Consider the following 1837-nt stretch of genomic DNA (forward strand, 5'->3'; position numbering starts at 1 on the left):
CGCCCGCGTCGCCATCCGCGCCACCAGCTGGGGGAGGAGCGGCTGGCGGCGGTGATGAACGCCGTCATCGAGGCGGGCCTCCACCTGGCCGAGGAACGCGCCCGCCGCTGAGCCCATAACCGAGCCACCCCTGAGCCGCGGGCGGGCCGTCTCCGAGCCGCGGGCGGGCCGCCCGCTCGCGGATCAGGAGCTTCGAGCTGGACGTCGTGCAGGGGGCAGTCGGGATGGGTGTCGGTGAGGCCGGGGCGGGACGCTCGCGGCTCAGGGGGTGGTGAGGCGGTAGTTGTGCAGCGGGCGGCCGGGGCCGGTGGCGATCTGCTGGTTGATCAGCTCGGCGAAGCGGCGGTAGCCGTCGCCGGTGGGGTGGAAGCTGCGGGCGTTGACGGTCAGCGGGTCCATGTCCACGGCCAGGCTGTTGAGGTACGGCTGCGGCGTGCCGGCCTCGTGGCCCGTGAACGCCTCGTAGGCGTCGACGTACTCGACGCTGCCGGGGGCGCCGAGGCCGGCCAGGCCGCGGTCGTGCTCGGCCGTGACGGCGCCCACCGTGTCGTTGAGCTTGCGCGTGACGGTGTTGAGCCACCGCTGGTCGGCCACGCTCAGGTTGTCGACCGTGCGGACGGGCGAGGCGGGGAACGGCCTGGGATAGCCGAGGACGATGACCCGGGCCCCCGGCGCGCGGGCGCGCAGTTCGCCGAGCACCCTGGTCAGGCTGGGTCGCAGCTCGGCGATGCGCCGGGCGACCGTGGCGTCCTGGTCGACGCAGGCCGACGACCAGGGCAGCTTGACGATGCACCCGGTCAGGACGTCGGTGAACCCGGCGTCGTTGCCGCCGATGCTCAGGGTCACCAGGCTGGCCGACGGGCCGACCCGGGTGATCTGGGGCCGCTGGCCGTACTGGCCGGACAGGAGCTGGCGGGTGGTGGCGCCGCTGCAGGCGTAGAAGGCGCTGCCGCCGGTGAACGGGTGCGCCTTCGCCACCAGCGGGACGTAGGAGCCGCGGGCGCGGTGGCAGCGGTCGGCGCCGTCGTTGACCGGGCCGGCGTCCTGCTCGTAGACGCCCTCGCCGGAGGAGTAGGAGTCGCCGAGCGCGACGTACGTGCCGCTCAGCGCGGCCTGGACGGGCGTCAGCCGGGTCAGCCGCGGCAGGTCGCCGCGCGGCTCCTGGAGCGGCCCGCAGCCGGGGGAGAGCACGGCGCAGGCGAGCTTCGGGTAGACGCCCAGCGGCACGCCGATCAGCGCGAGCGCGGCACCCACCGCCGCTGCCGCCGCCGCGACCCGCCACCCCTGCCGCCCCCGCCCCCGCCGCTCCGCCCCGACCCCGACCCGCGCCAACGGCTCGACGGCGGGCACGCCGGACGGCCCGGTGTCGGGCTCAGTGACGGGCCCGGTGTCGGGCTCGGCGGCGGACACGGTGAGGGGCATGGTGGCGGACACGGTGGCGGACATGGTGGCGGGCTCGGGCCCGGTGGTGTCCGGTGGCTCGGTGGCGGGGACGGCGGTCGCCGCCCGGCCGAGCGCGGGATCGAGTGTGTCGTCCAGCTTGTCCAGTGTGGCCTCCCCCGAGCGGCGACTCCTGCCCGGACGAGACTAACCCGCCTCCCGCGCGGCCTCCCGCGTCCGGCGGCGGCGGCGTACCACCAGCCAGCCGAGCGCGATGCCCGCGACCAGGGCCGGGATGAGGAAGAAGGCCACCCGCTGATCGCGGTCGGCGAACGGCATCAGCAGGATCACCAGCACCAGGAACCCGAGCGTCAGCCAGTTGGTGTACGGCGAGCCCGGCATCGGGAACGCCGAGCGGTGCCCGGTGGCGCGCAGCCGGGTCTGGCAGTAGACGAGC

The 1837-nt window shown here is 75.7% G+C and carries 1 protein-coding gene and 1 pseudogene; both read right to left on the minus strand.

The window, feature by feature from the left end; genetic code table 11:
* Positions 1–261 precede the first annotated feature (261 nt).
* Positions 262–1446 (minus strand): SGNH/GDSL hydrolase family protein, encoded by a 1185-nt coding sequence (locus tag ACWCSD_RS52210; protein ID WP_449927301.1) that lies wholly within the window; start codon positions 1444–1446, stop codon positions 262–264.
* A 141-nt stretch (positions 1447–1587) separates the two neighbouring features.
* Positions 1588–1837: pseudogene (locus tag ACWCSD_RS52215) on the minus strand (amino acid permease); the annotation flags it as partial.

Source organism: Nonomuraea sp. NPDC001684, assembly GCF_053596515.1.

Excerpts from the sequence above, each read along its gene's own strand:
- ACWCSD_RS52210 (WP_449927301.1), bottom strand. The coding sequence starts at position 1,446 with ATGTCCGCCACCGTGTCCGCCACCATGCCCCTCACCGTGTCCGCCGCC.